The following is a 393-nucleotide window of genomic DNA, read 5'->3' on the forward strand; positions in this document are numbered from 1 at the left end:
TCATATCGTGGCAATAGTTCACAGCGATATCCAATGAAACAATTCTCCCTTGCCTTGTGACAATCGCTTGAGCCTTCATAGCATGATATTTCTTTTTACCAGAATAATTGGCTAGTTGATTTTTTTAGGACGATTTATTTTTACCTCTGTTGCATCCACAATCACCGTATCCTCAGCACTAAGATGAGTTTTTGAAATCGTAAAACCACTTTGAATAAGAGTTGCTTCAACCCATTGACTCCGACGGATTAAGTTGCTTTCGTGAATGCCAAAATCAGCCGCGATTTGTTCATAAGTGCGGTATTCTCGCATATATTGAAGAGTAGCCATGAGGAGGTCTTCTAGGCTTAATTTGGGTTTTCGTCCACCTTTTGCGTGTTTACGTTGATAAGC

Annotated in this window: 1 pseudogene; it reads right to left on the reverse strand. The window is 39.7% G+C overall.

Annotation, left to right across the window (positions count from 1 at the left end):
* Nucleotides 1-393, reverse strand: a pseudogene (locus tag HMPREF2837_RS09460) (transposase family protein); the annotation flags it as partial.

The organism is Streptococcus sp. HMSC071D03 (assembly GCF_001812125.1).
In the GTDB taxonomy this organism is placed as follows: Bacteria; Bacillota; Bacilli; order Lactobacillales; family Streptococcaceae; genus Streptococcus; species Streptococcus pseudopneumoniae_N.